Origin of the sequence: Sulfitobacter dubius (assembly GCF_027214245.1) — a bacterium.
Classification (GTDB): Bacteria; Pseudomonadota; Alphaproteobacteria; order Rhodobacterales; family Rhodobacteraceae; genus Sulfitobacter; species Sulfitobacter dubius_A.
Map to the genome: position 1 here is coordinate 527061 of NZ_JAPWHM010000002.1, position 17090 is coordinate 544150.

A 17090-nucleotide genomic window follows, 5' to 3' on the forward strand; every position below is an offset into this window, starting at 1 on the left:
CCTCATGCCTGTCTTGGTCACTCTGTGTCATGGCGGGGCTCATTCCGCGGCCTCCCGTGCTACGTCTTGGGCCGCGGCTGTCGCCTCGCGGCGCAGTTTGCGGATCAGTTCCAGTTCGGATTGGAAATCGACGTAATGGGGCAGTTTGATATGCTCCAAAAACCCCGTCGCCTGGATGTTGTCGGCGTGATAGAGCACGAATTCCGCATCCTGCGCAGGCGCGCCGAGGTTGTCTTCGCCCAACTCTTCCCAACGCAATGCCCGGTCCACCAGCGCCATGGAGATCGCCTTCCGCTCGGACATGCCGAAGACCAGCCCGTATCCGCGGGTGAACTGCGGTGGCTCGGTCTTGGAGCCGGCAAATTGGTTCACCGTCTCGCATTCGGTCAGCTCGACCTCGCCGATCTCGATGGCGAAACCCAGTTCGGGGATGTCCATCTCGACCGCCACTTTGCCAATGCGCAGTTCCGCGACGAAAGCGTGGTTGCGCGCATAGCCGCGCTGCGTGGAGTAGGCCATGCCAAGCACGAAACCCTCGTCGCCGCGGGTCAGCGCTTGCAGCCGCAGGTCGCGGGTGGCAGGTAGTTCCAGCGGCTCGCGCGTTAGGTCGCGCGGCGGGGTCTTGCTGTCTGTGTCGCGCTGCATCAGCCCTTCGCGGTCGAGGAATTCCATGATGTGCGGCGTGTCATTAGACGGCTCGGCATCGGCCACTTCGGGCGCGGGCGGCACCTCACCATCGGCGGCAAGTTTGAAATCCAAGAGGCGGTGCGTGTAGTCGAAGGTCGGCCCCAAGACCTGCCCGCCCGGCGCATCCTTGAAGGTGGCCGAGACGCGGCGGTCGCAGGCCATGGTGCCAGTGTCCATCGGGCGCGAGGCGCCAAACCGGGGCAGGGTGGTGCGATAGGCGCGGATCAGGAACACCGCTTCGATCAGATCGCCCCGGGCCTGTTTGATCGCCAACGCGGCGAGGTCGGGGTCGTAGAGCGAGCCTTCGGCCATCACCCGGTTCACCGCCAGCGTCATCTGCTCGCGGATTTGCGCGACGCTGAGTTCCGGCACGCTTGCGTCACCGCGCCGCTCTTCGGCAAGCCATGCGTGGGCGTTGTCAATCGCCCGCTCGCCGCCTTTTACCGCTACATACATCAGGACACCTTTGTGCTTCGGGGCAGCGCCGCCAAACGGTCGCTGCAGGTGAAAATGAAATCCAATCCACGCGGAAAGAGCGCCGCGTTTTGCTGGAAGGCCGTGCGGTCGGGCAGCGACAGCGCGGCACTGTCTTTGATGCCGGGGCCGGTGAGGGTCGCGCCATCACTGCGCAGATCATCCACCTCGACGATCAGCGTGGCAGAGCGGTCGGGGTAGGCGGCGGTCCCGAGGGGGAAGTCGCCGCGCGGCAGGTCGTCCCAGGCGCCCAAGGCGAATTGCGCCGCAGTTGCGGGGGCGAAGGGTGCGCCGGTGTGGAAGGTGATCCAGTCGCGCACTTCGGGTCGGTCGAAGCCGGGCGCGAGGTAGAGCGGCGTTTCGGGATCGCAGAGCGTCAGCAGGACGACCCCGGCGGCGGTGGAGAGACCCGCAGGCGGTTCGGCCCCGGTCACGCTGTTGATCTCACCCGGTTTGGCCATGGCGTTCATCACCGCGCGAAAGGCAAAGGCGGCGTCTTTGGGCGCGTCGCGAAACCCGCCTGTCAACGATAGGGTCTGCATCAGTCTTCTCCTCTGACCATGGTGAAAAAGTCGACCTTGGTGGCCGCAGCCTTGGCGGCACGGCTGGCGCGGCGCTGGCTTTCGATTTCGGCCAGCGGGTCGAGCAGTTTGGCGCGGACCTCATCTGCCGCATCGCTGTGCATCAGCGCATCGACGAGGGCCGCTTGCAGGGCCTTGTCGCGGCTGCGGCCCTGCACATAGGCGTGGCCGTCTGGCCCATCCGTCAGCCGCACCGAACAGCGCGTGACCGACATTTCGCCCATGTTGAAGGCATCGCCCACAGCGCCCATCCGACCCCGCAGCATGACGCCGCCGATCTCGGGCGCGCGGAGCATCTCATGGGCGGGCAGGGGGCCGAACCCCTCCCAAAGCCGGGCGAGATCGCGGGCCTCGGCCCGTGCGAGCAGCCCCATCCAAGCCTGCCGATCGTGGGTCTTTTCTTTGGTTTCAACGGTCATCTAGACACCTTGTGCATTTGTCTAATTTACTATACAACTAGACAAGTATTAGCCGTTGGCCTCCTGCTGGCGCAAGCTTGGATATGTGAAACTTCTGCGACATGGCCCGTACTGCGATTTGGAAAACCATCACCGCCACGCTGACCCATGACATCGCCACGGGGAAATACGCCCCCGGCGACCGGCTCCCGACCGAGGCGCAATTGGCCGCGCGCTTCGGGGTCAACCGCCATACGGTGCGCCGCGCGATCAGTGACATGAACGAGAGCGGGCTGACCTACAGCCGCCGGGGCGCAGGCGTCTTCGTGGCGCAGCGGCCCACGGATTATCCCATCGGCAAACGGGTGCGCTTTCACCAAAACCTCGCGGCGGCGGGGCGGGTGCCAGCCAAGGAGGTTTTGACCTTGGAGACGCGCGCCGCTTCGGCCCATGAGGCCGCGCAGCTTGGGCTGGAAGGCGAGGCGCTGGTGCATGTCTATGAAGGGCTGTCGCTGGCCGATGAGCAGCCCATCGCGATTTTCCGCAGCATCTTCCCCGCCGCGCGGTTTCCCGATCTGTTGGAAGCGCTTGAGACCAGCCGCTCGGTCACCACGGCCTTGGCGCAAGGCGGGGTGGCGGATTACACCCGCGCCTCGACCCGGCTGACGGCGAAGCTGGCGAATGCCACGCAGGCGCTGCATCTGCGGCTGTCCGAAGGCGCGCCGATCTTGCGCTCTGCCGGGATCAACGTCGACCCCGAGGGCGTGCCGGTGGAATACGGGGTGACCTGGTTCGCGGGCGACCGGGTGACGCTGACGCTCAACCCCGGCGACTAGCTGTACTTTTCTAGAAACGCTTCGGCGGGCAGGGTTTGGAAGTCCTTCAATGATGCGTGCAGCCGTTCATGGGGCCAATCCCACCACGCCAATTCCTCCATCCGCGCGGCGATGCTTTCGGAAAAGCGGCGGCGCAGCGGTTTGGCGGGGATGCCAGCAACGATCATATAGGGCGCCACATCGCGGGTGACGATGGCCCCGCCCGCCACCACCGCGCCATGGCCGATGGTCACCTCGGGTCGGACCTGCGCGCCGTGGCCCAGCCATGTGTCATGGCCGATTACCGTGCGGCGACTGCGGCGCAGGGCGAACCAATCGGCGTCATCCTCGGCCCCGTCAAAGTAATCCCCGGCGCGGTAGTGGAAGTGGTGCAGGCTGGCCTTTTCCATCGGGTGATCGGTGGCCCCGATGCGCACGCTGGCGGCGATATTGCTGAACTTGCCGACTTGGGTGTTGGCGATGTCGCACCAGCGGTCGCAGTATGAGTAATCCCCTATCTCTGAGTGGGCGAGGCGCGTGGCGCGCCCGATCTCGACATAGCGCCCGAACTGCGTGTCAGTGACCTCACAGTCCGGGTGAAGGAAGGGCGCGTCGGCTTTGAGACGCGCCATCAGTGGCCCGCCTCATTGCCCGCGATCAACTTGCGGCGCAGCCAGCCCGAGAAGCTGTCCATCGCGATAACCATCAGGATGATGAGCACGATGTAATAGCTCACCTCCTCCCAATCCTTTTGAGTGATGATGGCCTGGGTCAGCAGCAGGCCGATGCCGCCGCCGGTGATCGCGCCGATGATGGTGGCAGAGCGGGTGTTGGACTCCAGATAGTAGAGCACTTGGCTCAGCAGCACCGGGGTGATTTGGGGGATCACGCCAAAGCGGTAGCGCTGCACCGGCGCTGCCCCGGTGGAGGCGATGCCTTCAATCTGTTTGTCATCCACATTCTCCAGCGCCTCAGAAAATATTTTGCCGAAGGTGCCGGTATCGGTCAACAGGATCGCCAGCGAGCCGGTCAGCGGGCCGGGGCCAAAGGCACGGGACAGGACGATGGTCCAGATCAGCCCGTCGACACCGCGCAGGAAATCGAAGAGCCGCCGTGCCGCGAAGCGCAGACCGCCCAGGGGCGAGAAGTTCTTGGCAGCCAGAAAGCCCAACGGCAGGGCGATCATCGCCGCGCCAAAGGTGCCGAGAAAGGCCATGAGAACGGTCTCAACCAGCGCCCAAGCCACATCGCCGTGACGCCACATTTTGTTGGACCAGAAATCCTGCCAGATCGCGCCATATTCACCGCTGCGCAGCAGCTCTAGCGGGGACATGCCGTGATAGGGGCTGTCGAGCGTGAAGAAGAACAGCTCCCACCCATTGAAATAGCGAAAGACCTCGGCACGGTTGCGGGTGATCGTCAGGCGGCCCGCGTCCGTGGTCACCGCAAGGCGGTTTTTCGAGGCGTTGATCCACTCGGGCAGGGGGCCGTCAGGCAGGGTGGCATTGACGCCGCTGCGGCCCGGTGTGGCGGTGATCAGCCCGTAGCCCGGCACGTCATAGCGCACCTCTGGCCCCAGTTCGACGGTATGGCCGTTGCCAAGCTCGACGCGGGTCGTCTCGCCCAAGGTGACCCAATCGGGGGCGGTGCCGGGGGCATAGCGGCCCTTGCGCTCGCCCTCGATGGCGATCTCCATCTCGCCATTGCGGTTGTCGCGGGCGACATGGGTTTTGTAGCTGTAACTGTCAGCGACCAACGTCTTCATGTTCGACACGTTGATGCGATCGCCCAGTCCGGCCACGTCGAAGGCAAAGAAGACGTAGGTGAGGTAGGCAAGGATCAGCACCGGAGCGGCAAGGCTCGCCATCCGCTTGCGGCGGAAGCTGCGGCTGGCGACCTGCTGAGCGGGGAGGGTGGAAGCGGTAAGGTCGGTCACAGGATGGCTCCCTTGTCCTTATAGGCGCGGCCATGGGTCAGCCGGTTGCGGAAATGGCTTGAGACTTGGTCGACGATGATGATGGTGCCGAAGAGCAGCAGAAAGATTGCCGCCGCCTCATCGAATTTGCCTTGGCCCCAAGACATCGTGTTGCGCAGGTCATAGCCGATGCCGCCTGCGCCGACGAAGCCGAGGATGGCCGAGGCGCGGATGTTCACCTCGAACCGCAGCAGCGTGTAGGAGAGGTAGTTGGGCGCGACCTGTGGCACGACGCCCAGCACCATGCGTTGCAGCCAGCCCGCCCCGACAGAGGCAAGGCCGTCGACGGGTTTGAGGGAGGCGTTCTCGTTCACCTCGGAAAAAAGTTTGCCAAGCGCGCCCACGGTATGCAGCGCGATGGCGATCATCGCAGGCACCGGGCCACCGCCGAGCAGGAAGATCAGCACAAGGGCGACGACAATTTCAGGCACAGCGCGCAGCACGTCCAACAAACGGCGCAGGGGGCCGACGAGCCATGGGGCGGGGGCAAGGCCACGGGTGGCCAGCAGGGCGGCGAAGAAGGCAAAGAGCGCACCGATTAGCGTGGCAGCCCCGGCGATGTTCACGGTCTCAATCAGAGAGGGGAGGTATTTGACGAAATAGCCGGGCAGCAGATGGGCGCGCTCCCAAGCCTCGCTCAGCACATCGGCGGGGAAGTCAAAGACATTGGGCAGCCCGTTCCAGAACCCGCCCGCGTTACGGGCATTGGCGGTGCCGAAACCGCCGATCAGCAGGGCCACGAAAACGACCAGCAGGATCATATTCATCACCCGCTTCTGTCGGGTATGGGCAAGGTAATCCGCCGTGATGTCAGGCGCGGTGGTGGTCTGGTGCATCTGTCGTCCCCTTATGACGACAGGCCCCGACAATCGTTGCCGGGACCTGCCAGATGTCTTTTGTCCCTTAGGATTAGTTGGATTTCGCCTTGCGCGCTTCCACGATCGAGACATAGGCGTCATGGGCAATCGGATCGAAGCCAAGGCTCTCGCCCGCAGCCACGCCATAGGCGCAGTCGGCGTCCATCTCGTGCAGCTCATCCACCAGTTGGGTCATGGTCGCTTTGACCTCTTCAGGCAGGTCTTTGCGCAGCACGACCGGGCCTTCGGGGATCGGCTTGGAGCGCCAGATTTCCACCAGATCGTTCATGTCGACAAGGCCCGCGTCCACGGCTTTGCGCAGCGCGCCGGAGTTATAGCCGTCTTCCCAGTTGCCCTGACCGTCGGCCCATGTCACGCCGCCCGCCACATCACCGTTGTTGACCGCGACGATGGTCTGCTCATGACCGCCGGTGAATTTCACTTCACCGAAGTAGTCGCCGGATTCCATGGTGGCACCGGTCGTCTGGGGGATTTCGATGGAAGGGATCAGGTAGCCGGAGGTGGAGTTCGGATCGCCAAAGCCAAAGACCTTGCCCTGCATGTCTTCCAGCGTGTTGATGCCCGCATCTTTGCGCGCGAAGCCGATGGAGTGGTAGCCATAGGAGCCATCGAGGTTGATCTTGACCAGCACCGGCTCAACCGCTTCGGGGTCTTGCAGGTAAACGGCGGCATAGGCCGAGGCACCCAGCCACGCCATGTCGAGCGTGCCGCCCAGCAGACCTTGGATCACGCCGTTATAGTCGGCAGGGGCAAAGAGCTTGGCCGGAACGCCAAGGCGTTCTTCGGTGTAGCTGCGCAGACATTCGTAGGAGTTCATCCGGTCCTGCGCGTTTTCCCCGCCGAGGATGCCGATCCGAAATTCGGTGACATCTGCGGATTGAGCCAGTGCAGCGCCGGTCAGGGCCGTGGTTGCCAATGCGGCGGCGATGAGCTTCTTCATTTTGTCGTCTCCAGTTTGAAAATATGCCCCTTGGGGCGGGTCGTGTCAGGCTGGCACCTTGTCCAGCGTTTCGATCTCGGTTGAGGTGGCGGCTTCGGAAAAGCTGCTGTCTGCACCGTAGATTTCTCGGGCCATGCTGGTGGTCAGTTGCTCGGGCGTGCCGTCAAAGACGATCTTGCCGTCGCGCATCCCCACCACGCGGTCGCAGTAGCGGCGCGCGGTATCCAGCGTGTGAAGGTTGGCGATGACCATGCGGCCGTCTTCCTCGTGGATGCGGCGCAGCGATTGCATCACCACCTGCGCGTTCATCGGGTCGAGGCTGGCGATGGGTTCATCGGCCAGAATGATCTGCGGGTCTTGCATTAGGGCGCGGGCGATGGCGACGCGCTGTTGCTGCCCGCCGGAAAGCGCCTCGGCCCGTTTGGGCGCGTGCTGCGCAATTCCCAGCCGGTCGAGGATTTCGATGGCGCGGGTGATGTCAGCATCGGGGTAGAGGTTGAAGATGCTGCTCAACGTCGAGCGGCGATTGAGCGTGCCGTGCAGCACGTTCGACACCACATCCATCCGTGGGACGAGGTTGAACTGCTGAAAGATCATCGCGCATTCTGCCTGCCAGCCGCGCCGGGCCGCGCCGCGCAGAGCAGTCACATCGCGCCCTTGGAACAGGATCTGCCCCGAAGAGGAATCGGTCAGCCGGTTCAACATCCGCAGCAGCGTGGATTTCCCCGCGCCGGAACGGCCAATGATTCCGATCATCTGCGGCTTGTCGACCTGCAGATTGGCGCGGGCTACCGCTGTGTTTGCGCCGAATGTTTTGGTCAGTTCAGAAATGACGAGCATAAGTCCCCCGGGGTTTGCGGGGCGAGCTATCGCAGCGGTGAATGTCACGAATGTTTAAGTTTGACGAAGCTTTTGTAACGCGCGGTTTTTTCAGGAACGGCTGCCCAAGTGTGGGCGTTTGTGCTTGTTTTATAGGCGGTTGGGTGGCGCGGCTGCCCCCGCGCGGGGCACCGCGCAGGCTAGGGAATGTGCAGCGCGAGGGCCAGCCAACCTCAATAAAATAAGGGCCAGTCAAATAGAGCTTGCGGAACAAAGCCCCCGGATTAATGCTTTCTCTTACAGGGCGGTTCGGATAGGGCCGCATCGGGTCAGACCGCGCAGCCTCGCGCGGCGGACCGTAATATCTTTGGCCAGATCACCGGTCGCGCAGTGCCACCCCGCCGCGCCCCCTTCGGTGATACAGGCCCCCGACAAGCATCTAAAGGAGCGCGTTTATGGACGCCCAAATTATCGCATTTTTGATTCTGTTGCCGATCACATTGGTTTTTGTCTACGCAGGCATCCACGAATTCCGGCGCTACAAAAGCGAGGGCAAGGCGAACTATGGGCTGGTTTTCGATGAGGAAAGCGGCACCACCCATGTCAGCGGCATCGCCGAAGACGAAGACCCCTTCGACCCCGACGATTTTGACCCCAACGACTATAACGATCCCGAAGTGAAAACCGACGCGGATGAGCGCAAATCGTGAGCGGTAAGACCCGCAGCGCCGCTTTGCTGCTCTGGCTCGCGCTGCCTGCGGGCGCCGACACCTTCGCCGAGATCGTGATCTTGGGGGAGGTACATGACAACCCCCATGCCCATCTCGAACAGGCCGCCGCGCTGGAGACGCTGCGCCCCACTGCCGTGGTGTTCGAGATGCTCACTGCCGCGCAGGGGGCAAAAGCCGATGCCGATCGCAGCCAGATCGCGCAGGCTTGGACGGCAAGCGGTTGGCAGGATTTCGACATCTACGCACCGATCTTCGATGCTTTGGGCGAGGCGCGGATCATCGGTGCCGCCGCCCCCCGCGATGCGGTGCGCAGCGTGTATCTGGAGGGTGCAGCCGCGCTTTTCGGGCCAGAGGCGGCGCGCTTTGGCCTTGATCAACCGCTGCCCGACGATCAGCAGGCGGCCCGGATCGAGGTGCAGTTCGCTGCCCATTGCCGGGCCATGCCGCGCGACATGATGGGCGGCATGGTCGCCGTGCAACGCTACCGCGACGCCACATTCGCGCGCGCGGCGCTTGAAGCGCTCGAGACCTACGGCCCGCCCGTGGCCGTGATCACCGGCAACGGCCATGCCCGCACCGATTGGGGCATTCCCGCGCTGATCGCGCAAGCGGCGCCCGAGATCACGACCCATGCTATCGGCTTTGTCGAGACACAGACAGAGATGCCTTTTGATGAGACCCGCCTGATCCCGCGCGCCAAGCGCGAAGATCCCTGTAATGCCCTGACCAAGAATTAAAGGACCCGCCCATGTATCTTGCCATGAACCGTTTCACCGTACTGCCCGAGAATGCCGCCGCATTCGAAGAGCTTTGGCTGAACCGCGAAAGTCATCTGAAAGAGACGGAGGGGTTTGTGTCCTTCCACATGCTCAAAGGGCCAGAGGAGGAGGGGGCGATCCTCTATGCCTCGCACACCATTTGGGAAAGCGAAGCGCATTTTCGGGCATGGACCACCAGCGATGCCTTTCGCGCGGCGCATGCGCGGGCGGGGCAAACCCGCAAGCTGCACGAAGGCGCGCCACGGTTCGAGGGCTTTCAGGCCATTCAGCAAATCGAAGCGGCCTGACGCGGGGCAGGCTGGGCCTTTCTATACTTGACTAAAATAATCGGATTAAGTAGCCGTTATAGGAGCCCGGTATTTTTGGCCGGGGTATGAACGACTTTACGCCGAAACTGTCCAAGCCACCGCGCGTCGGAAGCCCGGATGTCAATGGAAAGGAGCCCGCCCCCGTGAGGACACCCGTGACCACGCCCGAGCCAATGGCCCATGCCCGGCTACAGACTCAATCCAACAACAGCTGGCGCGATATCGCGCTTGGCAGCACCGATACCGCGCCCTGCGACGGCTTCGGCCTTGAGCACCTCATTGATCTGCAACGCGCCCGCCAGATGGGGGACGCAGGATGAGCCTGATGCAAAAGCTGCCTGATCCCTCGCCCGCAGGCCAACCGGTTGAAGACGCCGTGCATGATGCGCGTGCCTTGGTGCCCAATGGCTCGACGGCCAATATCGTGCTGGACGGCCAAACCTATACGCTGCGCATCACGCGGGCAGGGAAATTGATCCTGACGAAGTAGGCCGCGCGGCTGGCCAAGTGCGGCGCGGAACGCCTAAGGCGCGGCTGCGGCTTGCCCTCGCGCCACGGCGACTTTACTGACGCGACATGCCCGGCCTTTTCGCCTTTCCCGTCCTTCGCCGCTGACATGCTGGCCCTGCTGAGCCTGTTCTTCGCGGCACTGCTGGCGGCGACGCTGATCCCCGCGCAATCCGAAGCGGTGCTTTTGGGGCTGATGTGGTCGGGTGCCCATGCCACGGTGCTGTTGTGGCTGGTGGCGACGCTGGGGAATGTGCTGGGCTCGGTGTTGAACTGGCTGCTCGGGCGCTACCTCAGCCATTTTGCCGATCACCGCTGGTTTCCTTTCTCGGCGCGGCAGATGGCGCGGGCCTCTGGCTGGTATCAACGCTGGGGCTATTGGAGCCTGCTGGCCAGTTGGGTGCCGATCATCGGCGATCCGCTGACCTTGGCCGCGGGCATGATGCGCGAACCGCTCTGGCGCTTTTCGCTGATCGTCACCCTTGCCAAAGGCGGGCGCTATTTGGTGCTGATCCTGCTCGCGCGCGGGGTTCTGTGACGCTCAGAGGGGGGTGATCCCTTCGAGCGGCGGCAACGGGTTGGGCGTAGTCACAAGGGCCGGACGGCGCTTTTCGTAAAAGGCATTGCCGCCTGCGGTCACCACGTAATGCATGTTGTTGTAATTGGCATTGTACCACGCGGCGTGGAAGAATTTCGCGCGGGTGACCTTGGGGTGCCGCTCGCCCTGAAGCACCGCCAGCGCCGTGGCGCGGGCCAATGGGGCCCCGCGGTCGCTCATCGGTTTCGTCATCACGCCCGGTGCGAACTGATTGCGCTGGCCGACCACGTCGCAGACCGTATCGGGGAAGGCTTCGGAATGGACGCGGTTCAGCACGACCGTGCCCACGGCGACCATCCCGTCGCGGCTGGAGCGGTTGGATTCGAAATACATCGCCCGCGCCATACACTCCACCTCATCCACCGGGACCGCGACCACTTCGGTCTGCTTACCGCCACAAGCGGCGAGCAGGCCAAGGCCCAGCATCAAAGCGGCGGTGCGGATTTTCGGGGGCTGAACGCGCATGGGCGGCCTTTCTGGGTGAGGGGGCAGGTGGCGCGTAATTTTCCAGCAAACGCGGGGCGAGGCAAGACCCGCGCCCGGGCTCAGGCGGTTTCTCTCCGGGCGGGGCGCGCGGGGGCGCTTGGGCTGACGATTGATCTAGTGTAATGCTTGATAAAACAGTCATGAACCCAGCAGGGCCGTTCTTATGAAAGTCACCTACCGGGATGTGAAAACCGACATCCTGTCAAAGATCACTAAGGGCGAATGGCCTCTGGGCAGCCTTGTGCCCAATGAGGTTGATCTGGCCGAGACCTATGGCTGCGCCCGCGCGACGGTCAACCGCGCCATGCGCGAATTGGCCGACGAGGGGTTTATCGAACGCCGCCGCAAGGCCGGGACGCGGGTGCGGATGGCCCCGGTGCGGCAGGCGCGCTTCGACATTCCGCTGGTCCGGGCAGAGATCGAAGAAAAGGGCGCTGATTATCGCTATTCGCTGGTTAGCCACGCGGTTGAGCCTGCGCCGGACTGGCTGCGCGCGCGGCTGAAACTGGGCGCGGGTGGTGAGGTGCTGCATCTGGTCTGCATGCATTACGCCGATGGCGATCCCTATCAATATGAGGATCGTTTTATTAACCTCGCCTGTCTGCCTCAGGCACGGGGGGAGGCGTTTGCGGACGTGGGGCCAAACGAATGGCTGATCTCGGCGATACCCTTTTCGGATGTAGAGATTAGCCTTTCGGCGGGCCTCGCCGATCAGCGGCTGAGCGAGTATCTCGGCTGCGCCTTGGGCGATCCGGTTTTCACGGTCGAGCGGTCGACATGGTGGGAGGGGCAGGCGGTGACCTATGTGCGCCTGTCCCATCGCCCCGGTCACCGACTGACGACCCGCTATTGATGCGCCGCCACGCTAAGGCGGCGGCGCGTGGGGTTCAAAGGATGCCCGGCAGGTCCAGCCCATGTGCGCGGGCGCAATCAAGCGCCTCGTCATAGCCCGCATCCGCATGGCGCATCACGCCCGTCGCCGGATCGTTCCACAGCACCCGTTCGATACGGCGGTCGGCGTCTTCGGACCCGTCACAACAGATCACCATGCCGGAGTGTTGCGAAAAGCCCATGCCGACCCCGCCGCCGTGGTGCAGCGACACCCAAGTGGCCCCCGAGGCAGTGTTCAAAAGCGCGTTCAGCAGCGGCCAATCAGACACGGCGTCAGAGCCGTCTTTCATCGCCTCCGTCTCTCGGTTGGGCGAGGCGACGGAGCCGCTGTCGAGGTGATCGCGGCCAATCACGACCGGCGCGCTCAGCTCGCCTGTGCGGACCATTTCATTGAAGGCAAGGCCGAGGCGGTGGCGCACGCCAAGACCCACCCAGCAGATCCGTGCGGGCAGACCTTGGAAGGAGATACGTTCGCGGGCCATGTCGAGCCAGTTGTGCAGATGGGTGTCTTCGGACAGGATTTCCTTCACCTTGGCGTCGGTCTTGTAGATATCCTCTGGATCGCCCGAGAGTGCCGCCCAGCGGAACGGCCCCACACCGCGACAGAACAACGGGCGAATGTAGGTGGGGACGAAGCCGGGGAAATTAAAAGCGTTCTCCAACCCTTCCTCCAGCGCCATCTGGCGGATGTTGTTGCCGTAGTCGACCGTGGGGATGCCAGCGGCATGGAAATCGACCATCGCCTTGACCTGCACCTTCATCGAGGCGCGGGCGGCTTTTTCAACTGCCTTCGGGTCGCTCTCGCGTTTTTCGCGCCACTCTCCCATCGTCCAAACCTGCGGCAGATAGCCGTTTACCGGGTCGTGGGCCGAGGTCTGGTCGGTCACGATATCGGGGCGGACTCCGCGTTTCACCAGTTCGGGAAAGACATCGGCGGCATTGCCCAGGAGGGCCACGGATTTCGCCTCTCCCGCTGCGGTCCAGCGGTCGATCATCGCCAGCGCTTCATCAAGGCTGTCGGTCTTTTCGTCGACGTAGCGGGTGCGCAGGCGGAAATCGATGCTGTCGGGATTGCACTCCACCGCCAAACAGCAGGCCCCGGCCATGACAGCCGCCAAGGGCTGCGCACCGCCCATGCCGCCAAGCCCCCCGGTGAGGATCCATTTGCCTTTGAGGTCGCCGCCATAATGCTGGCGGCCCGCCTCCACGAAGGTCTCATAGGTGCCCTGCACGATGCCTTGGCTGCCGATGTAGATCCACGATCCAGCCGTCATCTGGCCGTACATCGCCAGACCCTTTTTATCGAGCTCGTTGAAGTGATCCCAATTGGCCCAATGGGGCACGAGGTTGGAGTTGGCGATCAACACGCGGGGCGCGTCTTTATGGGTTTGGAAGACGCCCACGGGTTTGCCCGATTGCACGAGCAGCGTTTGGTCGTCCTCCAGCGCGCGTAGCGAGGCGACGATCTGGTCATAGTCCTTCCACGTCCGCGCCGCGCGTCCGATGCCGCCGTAGACGACCAGCTCATGCGGGTTCTCGGCCACGTCGGGGTGCAGGTTGTTCATCAGCATCCGCAGGGGCGCTTCGGTGAGCCAGCTTTTCGCCGAAAGCTCGGTGCCTGTCGCGGGATAGACGTCACGGGTGTTCTTGCGCGGATTGCTCATGCTGTGCCTTTCAGGGTCGGGGCCAGGGCGGCCAGAGTTGTCAGGATGTCGGTCAGGTGCCCGCGCAGCCGCGCGGCTTTGTCGGGGTCATAGGGCCAAGGCGGCGCCTCGGCGCTGAGGTAGGTGCTCTGCGCCAGTTCCATCTGGATCGCGTGGATCCCTTCGGCGGGGCGGCCATAGTGCCGCGTGGTCCAGCCGCCTTTGAAGCGTCCGTTGCTGACGGAAGTGTAGCCGGGTGCTGCGGCGCAGATCTCTTCAACAGCCGCTTCGATTTCGGGCGCGCATGTGGTGCCGAGGTTCGTCCCGATGTTGAAGTCGGGCAGCGGGCCGTCAAAGAGGAACGGGATCAGCGAGCGGATTGAGTGGCAGTCATAGAGGATTGCGACCCCATGCAGGTCGCGGACGCGGGCCAGTTCCGCCTCAAGCGCCGCATGATAGGGGGCGTGGAATGCTCGGCGGCGGGCCTCAACTTCGGCTGCGTCGGGCGGGGTGGTCCAAATGTCTTGCCCGTCGAAATCCGTCAGCGGCACCAGCCCGGTGGTGTTTTGGCCGGGGTAGAGCGATGCGCCCGACGGATCGCGATTGGCGTCGATCACATAGCGGTGGAATTTCGCGCGCACCGTGGTCACCCCGGGCAACAGCCCTTCGTAAAGGTGATGGATATGCCAATCGGTATCCGCCAGTTCGCGCCCAAGCGGGTTCAGATCGCGGCGCACTGTGTCGGGCAGATCGGAGCCGGTATGGGGCAGGCCAAGCACGATGGGGCTGTTGCCGCGGATGATCTCTACCGGAGTCATGTGGAAAGCTCCGGCATTTCGATGGCGGCGGCGCGGGTGATCTCGCCTTGCGCCACCATCTGTGCCGCGCGTTCCAGATCGGGGGCGAGGTAGCGGTCCTCGTCCAGCGTCGCGACATCCTTGCGCACCCGTGTCACCACGCGCTGCAACGTCTCGCTGGTGGCCAGCGGCGCGCGGAAGTCGATGCCTTGTGCCGCGCAGAGCAGCTCGACCCCCAAGATATGGTTGAGGTTCTCGATCATCTGCCCCAACCGCCGCGCGCCATGGGCGGCCATACTGACGTGGTCCTCTTGGTTGGCCGAGGTCGGCGTGCTGTCGGTGACGCAAGGATTGGCGAGGTGTTTGTTCTCGCTCATCAGCGCGGCGGTGGTGACCTCGGCGATCATATAGCCGCTGTTGAGGCCGGGGTTTGGCGTCAGGAAGGGCGGCAGGTTGAAGCTGAGCACCGGGTCGACGATCAGCGCCACGCGGCGCTGCGCGATGGCGCCGATCTCGGCCACGGCCAGCGCGATCATATCGGCGGCAAAGCCCACCGGTTCGGCATGGAAATTCCCGCCTGAAACAATCAGGTCTGCGCCGACCAGCACCAGCGGGTTGTCGGTGGCGGCATTGGCTTCGACCTCAAGCGTGCGGGCGGCCATGCGCAGCACGTCCATCGCGGCTCCGGTCACCTGCGGCTGGCAGCGGATGCAGTAAGGGTCTTGGACGCGGGCATCATTCGCCACATGGCTTTCGCGGATTTCCGAGCCGTCGAGAAGGGCGCGCATGGTCTCGCCCGCCTCGATCTGGCCGCGATGTCCGCGTAGGGCATGGATTTCCGGCTGCAGCGGCGCGGTGGAGCCCATGATGGCATCGGTCGACAGGGCCGAGATCACCAGCGCTGAATTTGCCGCCCGCCATGCGTCGAACAACCCCGCCAGCGCGAAGGCGGTCGAAAATTGCGTGCCATTGATCAGCGCCAGCCCTTCCTTCGGGCCGAATTCTAGGGGGGTGAGACCCGCGGCGGTCAGTGCCGCGCCGCCGGGCATGATGCGGCCTTCAAACTCTGCCTCGCCGTGGCCCATCATCACGGCGGCCATATGGGCCAAGGGGGCCAGATCGCCCGACGCGCCGACCGAGCCTTGCGCGGGGATCACCGGGGTCACGCCACAGTCCAGCATGGCTTCGATCAGGTCAACGACCTCAAGCCGCACGCCCGAGGCACCGCGCCCAAGGCTCAGCAGTTTGAGCGCCATCAGGAGCCGCGCATGGCCGCGCGGGATCGCCGGGCCGACGCCGCAGCAATGCGACAGGATCAGGTTGCGTTGCAGGGTGGCCGTGTCTTCCGAGGCGATCTTGACCGAGGCGAGCTTGCCGAAACCGGTGTTCACGCCGTAGACGGCATCCTCGCCCGCCACCGCTTTGGCAATGCGCGCATGGGCCAGTTCAATCGCCGGGCAGCAGGCGGGGTCGAGCCTCACCGATGCCTCTTCGCGGTAGATGCGGGCCAGATCGTCCAAGGTGGCCGCGCCGGGGGTGAGGGTCAGGGTGGTCACGATTGGCCTCCGAAAATGCGAGAGTGAAGCGGGTTGAAGCCGATGCGATAGGCAAGCTCGGCAGGGTGTTTGATATCCCAAACGGCGAGGTCGGCGCGCAGGCCGGGGCGGATCATGCCGCAGCCGTCCAGCCCAAGCGCGCGGGCGGCATGTTGCGTGGCACCGCGCAGCGCCTCTTCGGGCGTCATGCGGAACAGGGTGCAGCCCATGTTGAGCGTCAGCAGCAGGGAGTTCAGCGGCGACGACCCGGGGTTGATATCCGTCGCCAGCGCCATCGGCACTCTGTGTTTGCGCAGCAGGTCAATCGGGGGCGCTTGGGTTTCGCGTAAAGTGTAGAAAGCACCGGGCAGGATGACCGCGACGGTGCCCACCTCAGCCATCGCTTTCACGCCGTCTTCGTCAAGGTATTCGATATGATCCGCCGAGAGCGCGCCATAGGAGGCCGCGAGTTTTGCGCCGCCGAGGTTTGACAGCTGCTCGGCATGGAGTTTGACGGGCAGGCCCAGTTCCTGCGCCACGTCAAAGACCCGCGCGATCTGGGCGGGCTGAAAGGCAATGCCCTCACAGAACCCATCGACCGCATCGACCAGCCCTTCGGCATGGGCGGCGCGCAGGGCGGGGATGCAGACCTCATCGATATAGGCGTCGTCACGGCCTGCGTATTCGGCAGGCGTGGCATGGGCGCCGAGGAAGGTCGTCCGCACTCGGATCGGGCGCTGCTGGCCCACGGCGCGGGCGCTGCGGAGCATGCGCAGCTCGGTTTCGATATCCAGACCATAGCCAGATTTGATCTCGATCCCCGTGACGCCTTCGGCGATCAACACATCGACGCGGCGCAGGGCTTCTGCCAGCAGTTTGGCTTCACTGGCGGCGCGGGTGGCGGTGACGGTTGAGACGATGCCGCCCCCGGCGCGGGCGACTTCTTCGTAGCTGGCCCCTTCAAGGCGCATTTCGAACTCGCGCGCGCGGTCGCCGCCGTGGACGATATGGGTGTGGCAGTCGATCAGACCGGGGGTGACGAGGCGGTGGCCGAGTGATTCTGTCGGTTGATCGCGGTAGGCGCGTGGCAGGTCAGCGCACGGGCCGACCCATGCGATCTGGCTGCCAGTAATCGCAATCGCTGCATTCTCAATCATTCCATAGGGTTCCGCGCCGTCCAAGGTCGCGGCGGTGAGGTCGATCAGGACACGGTCATGCTCTGTCATCTCTCTCGCCCCCTTCTGAGGT

Annotated in this window: 21 protein-coding genes; 8 read left to right on the plus strand and 13 right to left on the minus strand. The window is 64.0% G+C overall.

Annotated elements, in window-relative coordinates:
* Positions 1 to 39: 39 nt before the first annotated feature.
* From O4H31_RS06480 to phnG, 3 genes are read right to left on the minus strand one after another with little or no spacing between them, the layout of a single operon-like run.
* The gene (locus O4H31_RS06480; protein WP_269343929.1) at positions 40 to 1143 is read right to left on the minus strand and encodes a carbon-phosphorus lyase complex subunit PhnI; all 1104 of its coding nucleotides are present in this window, start codon (positions 1141 to 1143) and stop codon (positions 40 to 42) included.
* On the minus strand, positions 1143 to 1703 hold the full coding sequence (gene phnH / locus O4H31_RS06485; RefSeq protein WP_269343931.1) for a phosphonate C-P lyase system protein PhnH: 561 nt from the start codon (positions 1701 to 1703) through the stop codon (positions 1143 to 1145). The genes O4H31_RS06480 and phnH overlap by 1 nt, the downstream gene beginning before the upstream one ends.
* Positions 1703 to 2161 carry a phosphonate C-P lyase system protein PhnG gene (gene phnG, locus O4H31_RS06490; protein WP_269343933.1) on the minus strand — a complete coding sequence of 153 codons (459 nt, stop codon included), beginning with the start codon at positions 2159 to 2161 and terminating at the stop codon, positions 1703 to 1705. Before phnG ends, phnH begins: the two co-directional genes overlap by 1 nt.
* A gap of 101 nt (positions 2162 to 2262) precedes the next feature.
* On the opposite strand from phnG, the gene phnF reads away from it, so the two are divergent.
* The gene (gene phnF, locus O4H31_RS06495; protein ID WP_269343935.1) at positions 2263 to 2976 is read left to right on the plus strand and encodes a phosphonate metabolism transcriptional regulator PhnF; all 714 of its coding nucleotides are present in this window, start codon (positions 2263 to 2265) and stop codon (positions 2974 to 2976) included.
* On the opposite strand, the gene O4H31_RS06500 is transcribed toward phnF, so the two are convergent.
* The 5 genes from O4H31_RS06500 to phnC form a co-directional block, all read right to left on the minus strand.
* Positions 2973 to 3587: a chloramphenicol acetyltransferase gene (locus O4H31_RS06500; protein ID WP_269343937.1), complete on the minus strand. Its 615-nt coding sequence runs from the start codon at positions 3585 to 3587 to the stop codon at positions 2973 to 2975. The genes phnF and O4H31_RS06500 overlap by 4 nt on opposite strands.
* Positions 3587 to 4822 carry a phosphonate ABC transporter, permease protein PhnE gene (gene phnE / locus O4H31_RS06505; RefSeq protein WP_269344142.1) on the minus strand — a complete coding sequence of 412 codons (1236 nt, stop codon included), beginning with the start codon at positions 4820 to 4822 and terminating at the stop codon, positions 3587 to 3589. The genes O4H31_RS06500 and phnE (O4H31_RS06505) overlap by 1 nt, the downstream gene beginning before the upstream one ends.
* A 65-nt stretch (positions 4823 to 4887) precedes the next feature.
* Positions 4888 to 5766 carry a phosphonate ABC transporter, permease protein PhnE gene (gene phnE / locus O4H31_RS06510; protein WP_269343939.1) on the minus strand — a complete coding sequence of 293 codons (879 nt, stop codon included), beginning with the start codon at positions 5764 to 5766 and terminating at the stop codon, positions 4888 to 4890.
* 73 nt (positions 5767 to 5839) lie between these two features.
* Positions 5840 to 6748 carry a phosphonate ABC transporter substrate-binding protein gene (gene phnD / locus O4H31_RS06515; protein WP_269343940.1) on the minus strand — a complete coding sequence of 303 codons (909 nt, stop codon included), beginning with the start codon at positions 6746 to 6748 and terminating at the stop codon, positions 5840 to 5842.
* 45 nt (positions 6749 to 6793) lie between these two features.
* Positions 6794 to 7588, minus strand: a complete 795-nt coding sequence (phnC, locus tag O4H31_RS06520; RefSeq protein WP_067623287.1) for a phosphonate ABC transporter ATP-binding protein — start codon at positions 7586 to 7588, stop codon at positions 6794 to 6796.
* 434 nt (positions 7589 to 8022) lie between these two features.
* Here phnC and O4H31_RS06525 point away from each other — a divergent pair, with 434 nt between their 5' ends.
* The 6 genes from O4H31_RS06525 to O4H31_RS06550 all read left to right on the plus strand — a co-directional run bounded on the left by O4H31_RS06525 (position 8023) and on the right by O4H31_RS06550 (position 10430).
* Positions 8023 to 8277, plus strand: coding sequence for a hypothetical protein (locus O4H31_RS06525; protein ID WP_067623293.1), 255 nt, complete (start codon positions 8023 to 8025; stop codon positions 8275 to 8277).
* Positions 8274 to 9035, plus strand: a complete 762-nt coding sequence (locus O4H31_RS06530; protein WP_269343944.1) for a ChaN family lipoprotein — start codon at positions 8274 to 8276, stop codon at positions 9033 to 9035. The genes O4H31_RS06525 and O4H31_RS06530 overlap by 4 nt, the downstream gene beginning before the upstream one ends.
* 11 nt (positions 9036 to 9046) lie before the next feature.
* Positions 9047 to 9364, plus strand: coding sequence for an antibiotic biosynthesis monooxygenase family protein (locus tag O4H31_RS06535; protein ID WP_269343946.1), 318 nt, complete (start codon positions 9047 to 9049; stop codon positions 9362 to 9364).
* Positions 9365 to 9528: 164 nt separating this feature from the next.
* Positions 9529 to 9705 (plus strand): hypothetical protein, encoded by a 177-nt coding sequence (locus O4H31_RS06540; RefSeq protein ID WP_269343947.1) that lies wholly within the window; start codon positions 9529 to 9531, stop codon positions 9703 to 9705.
* 5 nt (positions 9706 to 9710) lie between these two features.
* Entirely contained in the window at positions 9711 to 9875 is a 165-nt protein-coding gene (locus O4H31_RS06545; protein WP_082849466.1) for a hemin uptake protein HemP, read from the plus strand.
* 126 nt (positions 9876 to 10001) lie between these two features.
* Positions 10002 to 10430: a YqaA family protein gene (locus O4H31_RS06550; RefSeq protein WP_269344144.1), complete on the plus strand. Its 429-nt coding sequence runs from the start codon at positions 10002 to 10004 to the stop codon at positions 10428 to 10430.
* 3 nt (positions 10431 to 10433) lie between these two features.
* Here the strand turns inward: O4H31_RS06550 and O4H31_RS06555 are convergent, their stop codons facing one another.
* Positions 10434 to 10955 (minus strand): cell wall hydrolase, encoded by a 522-nt coding sequence (locus tag O4H31_RS06555; protein WP_269343952.1) that lies wholly within the window; start codon positions 10953 to 10955, stop codon positions 10434 to 10436.
* A gap of 184 nt (positions 10956 to 11139) precedes the next feature.
* Between O4H31_RS06555 and O4H31_RS06560 the strand changes: the two genes are divergently transcribed.
* Positions 11140 to 11829 (plus strand): UTRA domain-containing protein, encoded by a 690-nt coding sequence (locus O4H31_RS06560; protein ID WP_269343954.1) that lies wholly within the window; start codon positions 11140 to 11142, stop codon positions 11827 to 11829.
* Positions 11830 to 11863: 34 nt separating this feature from the next.
* On the opposite strand, the gene hutU is transcribed toward O4H31_RS06560, so the two are convergent.
* Genes hutU through hutI form a run of 4 tightly spaced genes read right to left on the minus strand, consistent with a single transcriptional unit; the run spans position 11864 to position 17068 of the window.
* Positions 11864 to 13531 carry a urocanate hydratase gene (gene hutU, locus O4H31_RS06565; protein ID WP_269343956.1) on the minus strand — a complete coding sequence of 556 codons (1668 nt, stop codon included), beginning with the start codon at positions 13529 to 13531 and terminating at the stop codon, positions 11864 to 11866.
* Positions 13528 to 14328 carry an N-formylglutamate deformylase gene (hutG, locus tag O4H31_RS06570; RefSeq protein WP_269343959.1) on the minus strand — a complete coding sequence of 267 codons (801 nt, stop codon included), beginning with the start codon at positions 14326 to 14328 and terminating at the stop codon, positions 13528 to 13530. The genes hutU and hutG overlap by 4 nt, the downstream gene beginning before the upstream one ends.
* Positions 14325 to 15863, minus strand: a complete 1539-nt coding sequence (gene hutH, locus O4H31_RS06575) for a histidine ammonia-lyase (RefSeq protein WP_269343962.1) — start codon at positions 15861 to 15863, stop codon at positions 14325 to 14327. Before hutH ends, hutG begins: the two co-directional genes overlap by 4 nt.
* Positions 15860 to 17068: an imidazolonepropionase gene (gene hutI, locus O4H31_RS06580; protein WP_269343964.1), complete on the minus strand. Its 1209-nt coding sequence runs from the start codon at positions 17066 to 17068 to the stop codon at positions 15860 to 15862. Before hutI ends, hutH begins: the two co-directional genes overlap by 4 nt.
* Between the last annotated feature and the right edge of the window lie 22 nt (positions 17069 to 17090).

Coding starts and splice junctions, on each gene's coding strand:
- O4H31_RS06480 (WP_269343929.1), bottom strand. CDS start 1,143: ATGTATGTAGCGGTAAAAGGCGGCGAGCGGGCGATTGACAACGCCCAC.
- phnH (WP_269343931.1), bottom strand. CDS start 1,703: ATGCAGACCCTATCGTTGACAGGCGGGTTTCGCGACGCGCCCAAAGAC.
- phnG (WP_269343933.1), bottom strand. CDS start 2,161: ATGACCGTTGAAACCAAAGAAAAGACCCACGATCGGCAGGCTTGGATG.
- phnF (WP_269343935.1), top strand. CDS start 2,263: ATGGCCCGTACTGCGATTTGGAAAACCATCACCGCCACGCTGACCCAT.
- O4H31_RS06500 (WP_269343937.1), bottom strand. CDS start 3,587: ATGGCGCGTCTCAAAGCCGACGCGCCCTTCCTTCACCCGGACTGTGAG.
- phnE (WP_269344142.1), bottom strand. CDS start 4,822: ATGGCGAGCCTTGCCGCTCCGGTGCTGATCCTTGCCTACCTCACCTAC.
- phnE (WP_269343939.1), bottom strand. CDS start 5,766: ATGCACCAGACCACCACCGCGCCTGACATCACGGCGGATTACCTTGCC.
- phnD (WP_269343940.1), bottom strand. CDS start 6,748: ATGAAGAAGCTCATCGCCGCCGCATTGGCAACCACGGCCCTGACCGGC.
- phnC (WP_067623287.1), bottom strand. CDS start 7,588: ATGCTCGTCATTTCTGAACTGACCAAAACATTCGGCGCAAACACAGCG.
- O4H31_RS06525 (WP_067623293.1), top strand. CDS start 8,023: ATGGACGCCCAAATTATCGCATTTTTGATTCTGTTGCCGATCACATTG.
- O4H31_RS06535 (WP_269343946.1), top strand. CDS start 9,047: ATGTATCTTGCCATGAACCGTTTCACCGTACTGCCCGAGAATGCCGCC.
- O4H31_RS06545 (WP_082849466.1), top strand. CDS start 9,711: ATGCAAAAGCTGCCTGATCCCTCGCCCGCAGGCCAACCGGTTGAAGAC.
- O4H31_RS06550 (WP_269344144.1), top strand. CDS start 10,002: ATGCTGGCCCTGCTGAGCCTGTTCTTCGCGGCACTGCTGGCGGCGACG.
- O4H31_RS06555 (WP_269343952.1), bottom strand. CDS start 10,955: ATGCGCGTTCAGCCCCCGAAAATCCGCACCGCCGCTTTGATGCTGGGC.
- O4H31_RS06560 (WP_269343954.1), top strand. CDS start 11,140: ATGAAAGTCACCTACCGGGATGTGAAAACCGACATCCTGTCAAAGATC.
- hutU (WP_269343956.1), bottom strand. CDS start 13,531: ATGAGCAATCCGCGCAAGAACACCCGTGACGTCTATCCCGCGACAGGC.
- hutG (WP_269343959.1), bottom strand. CDS start 14,328: ATGACTCCGGTAGAGATCATCCGCGGCAACAGCCCCATCGTGCTTGGC.
- hutI (WP_269343964.1), bottom strand. CDS start 17,068: ATGACAGAGCATGACCGTGTCCTGATCGACCTCACCGCCGCGACCTTG.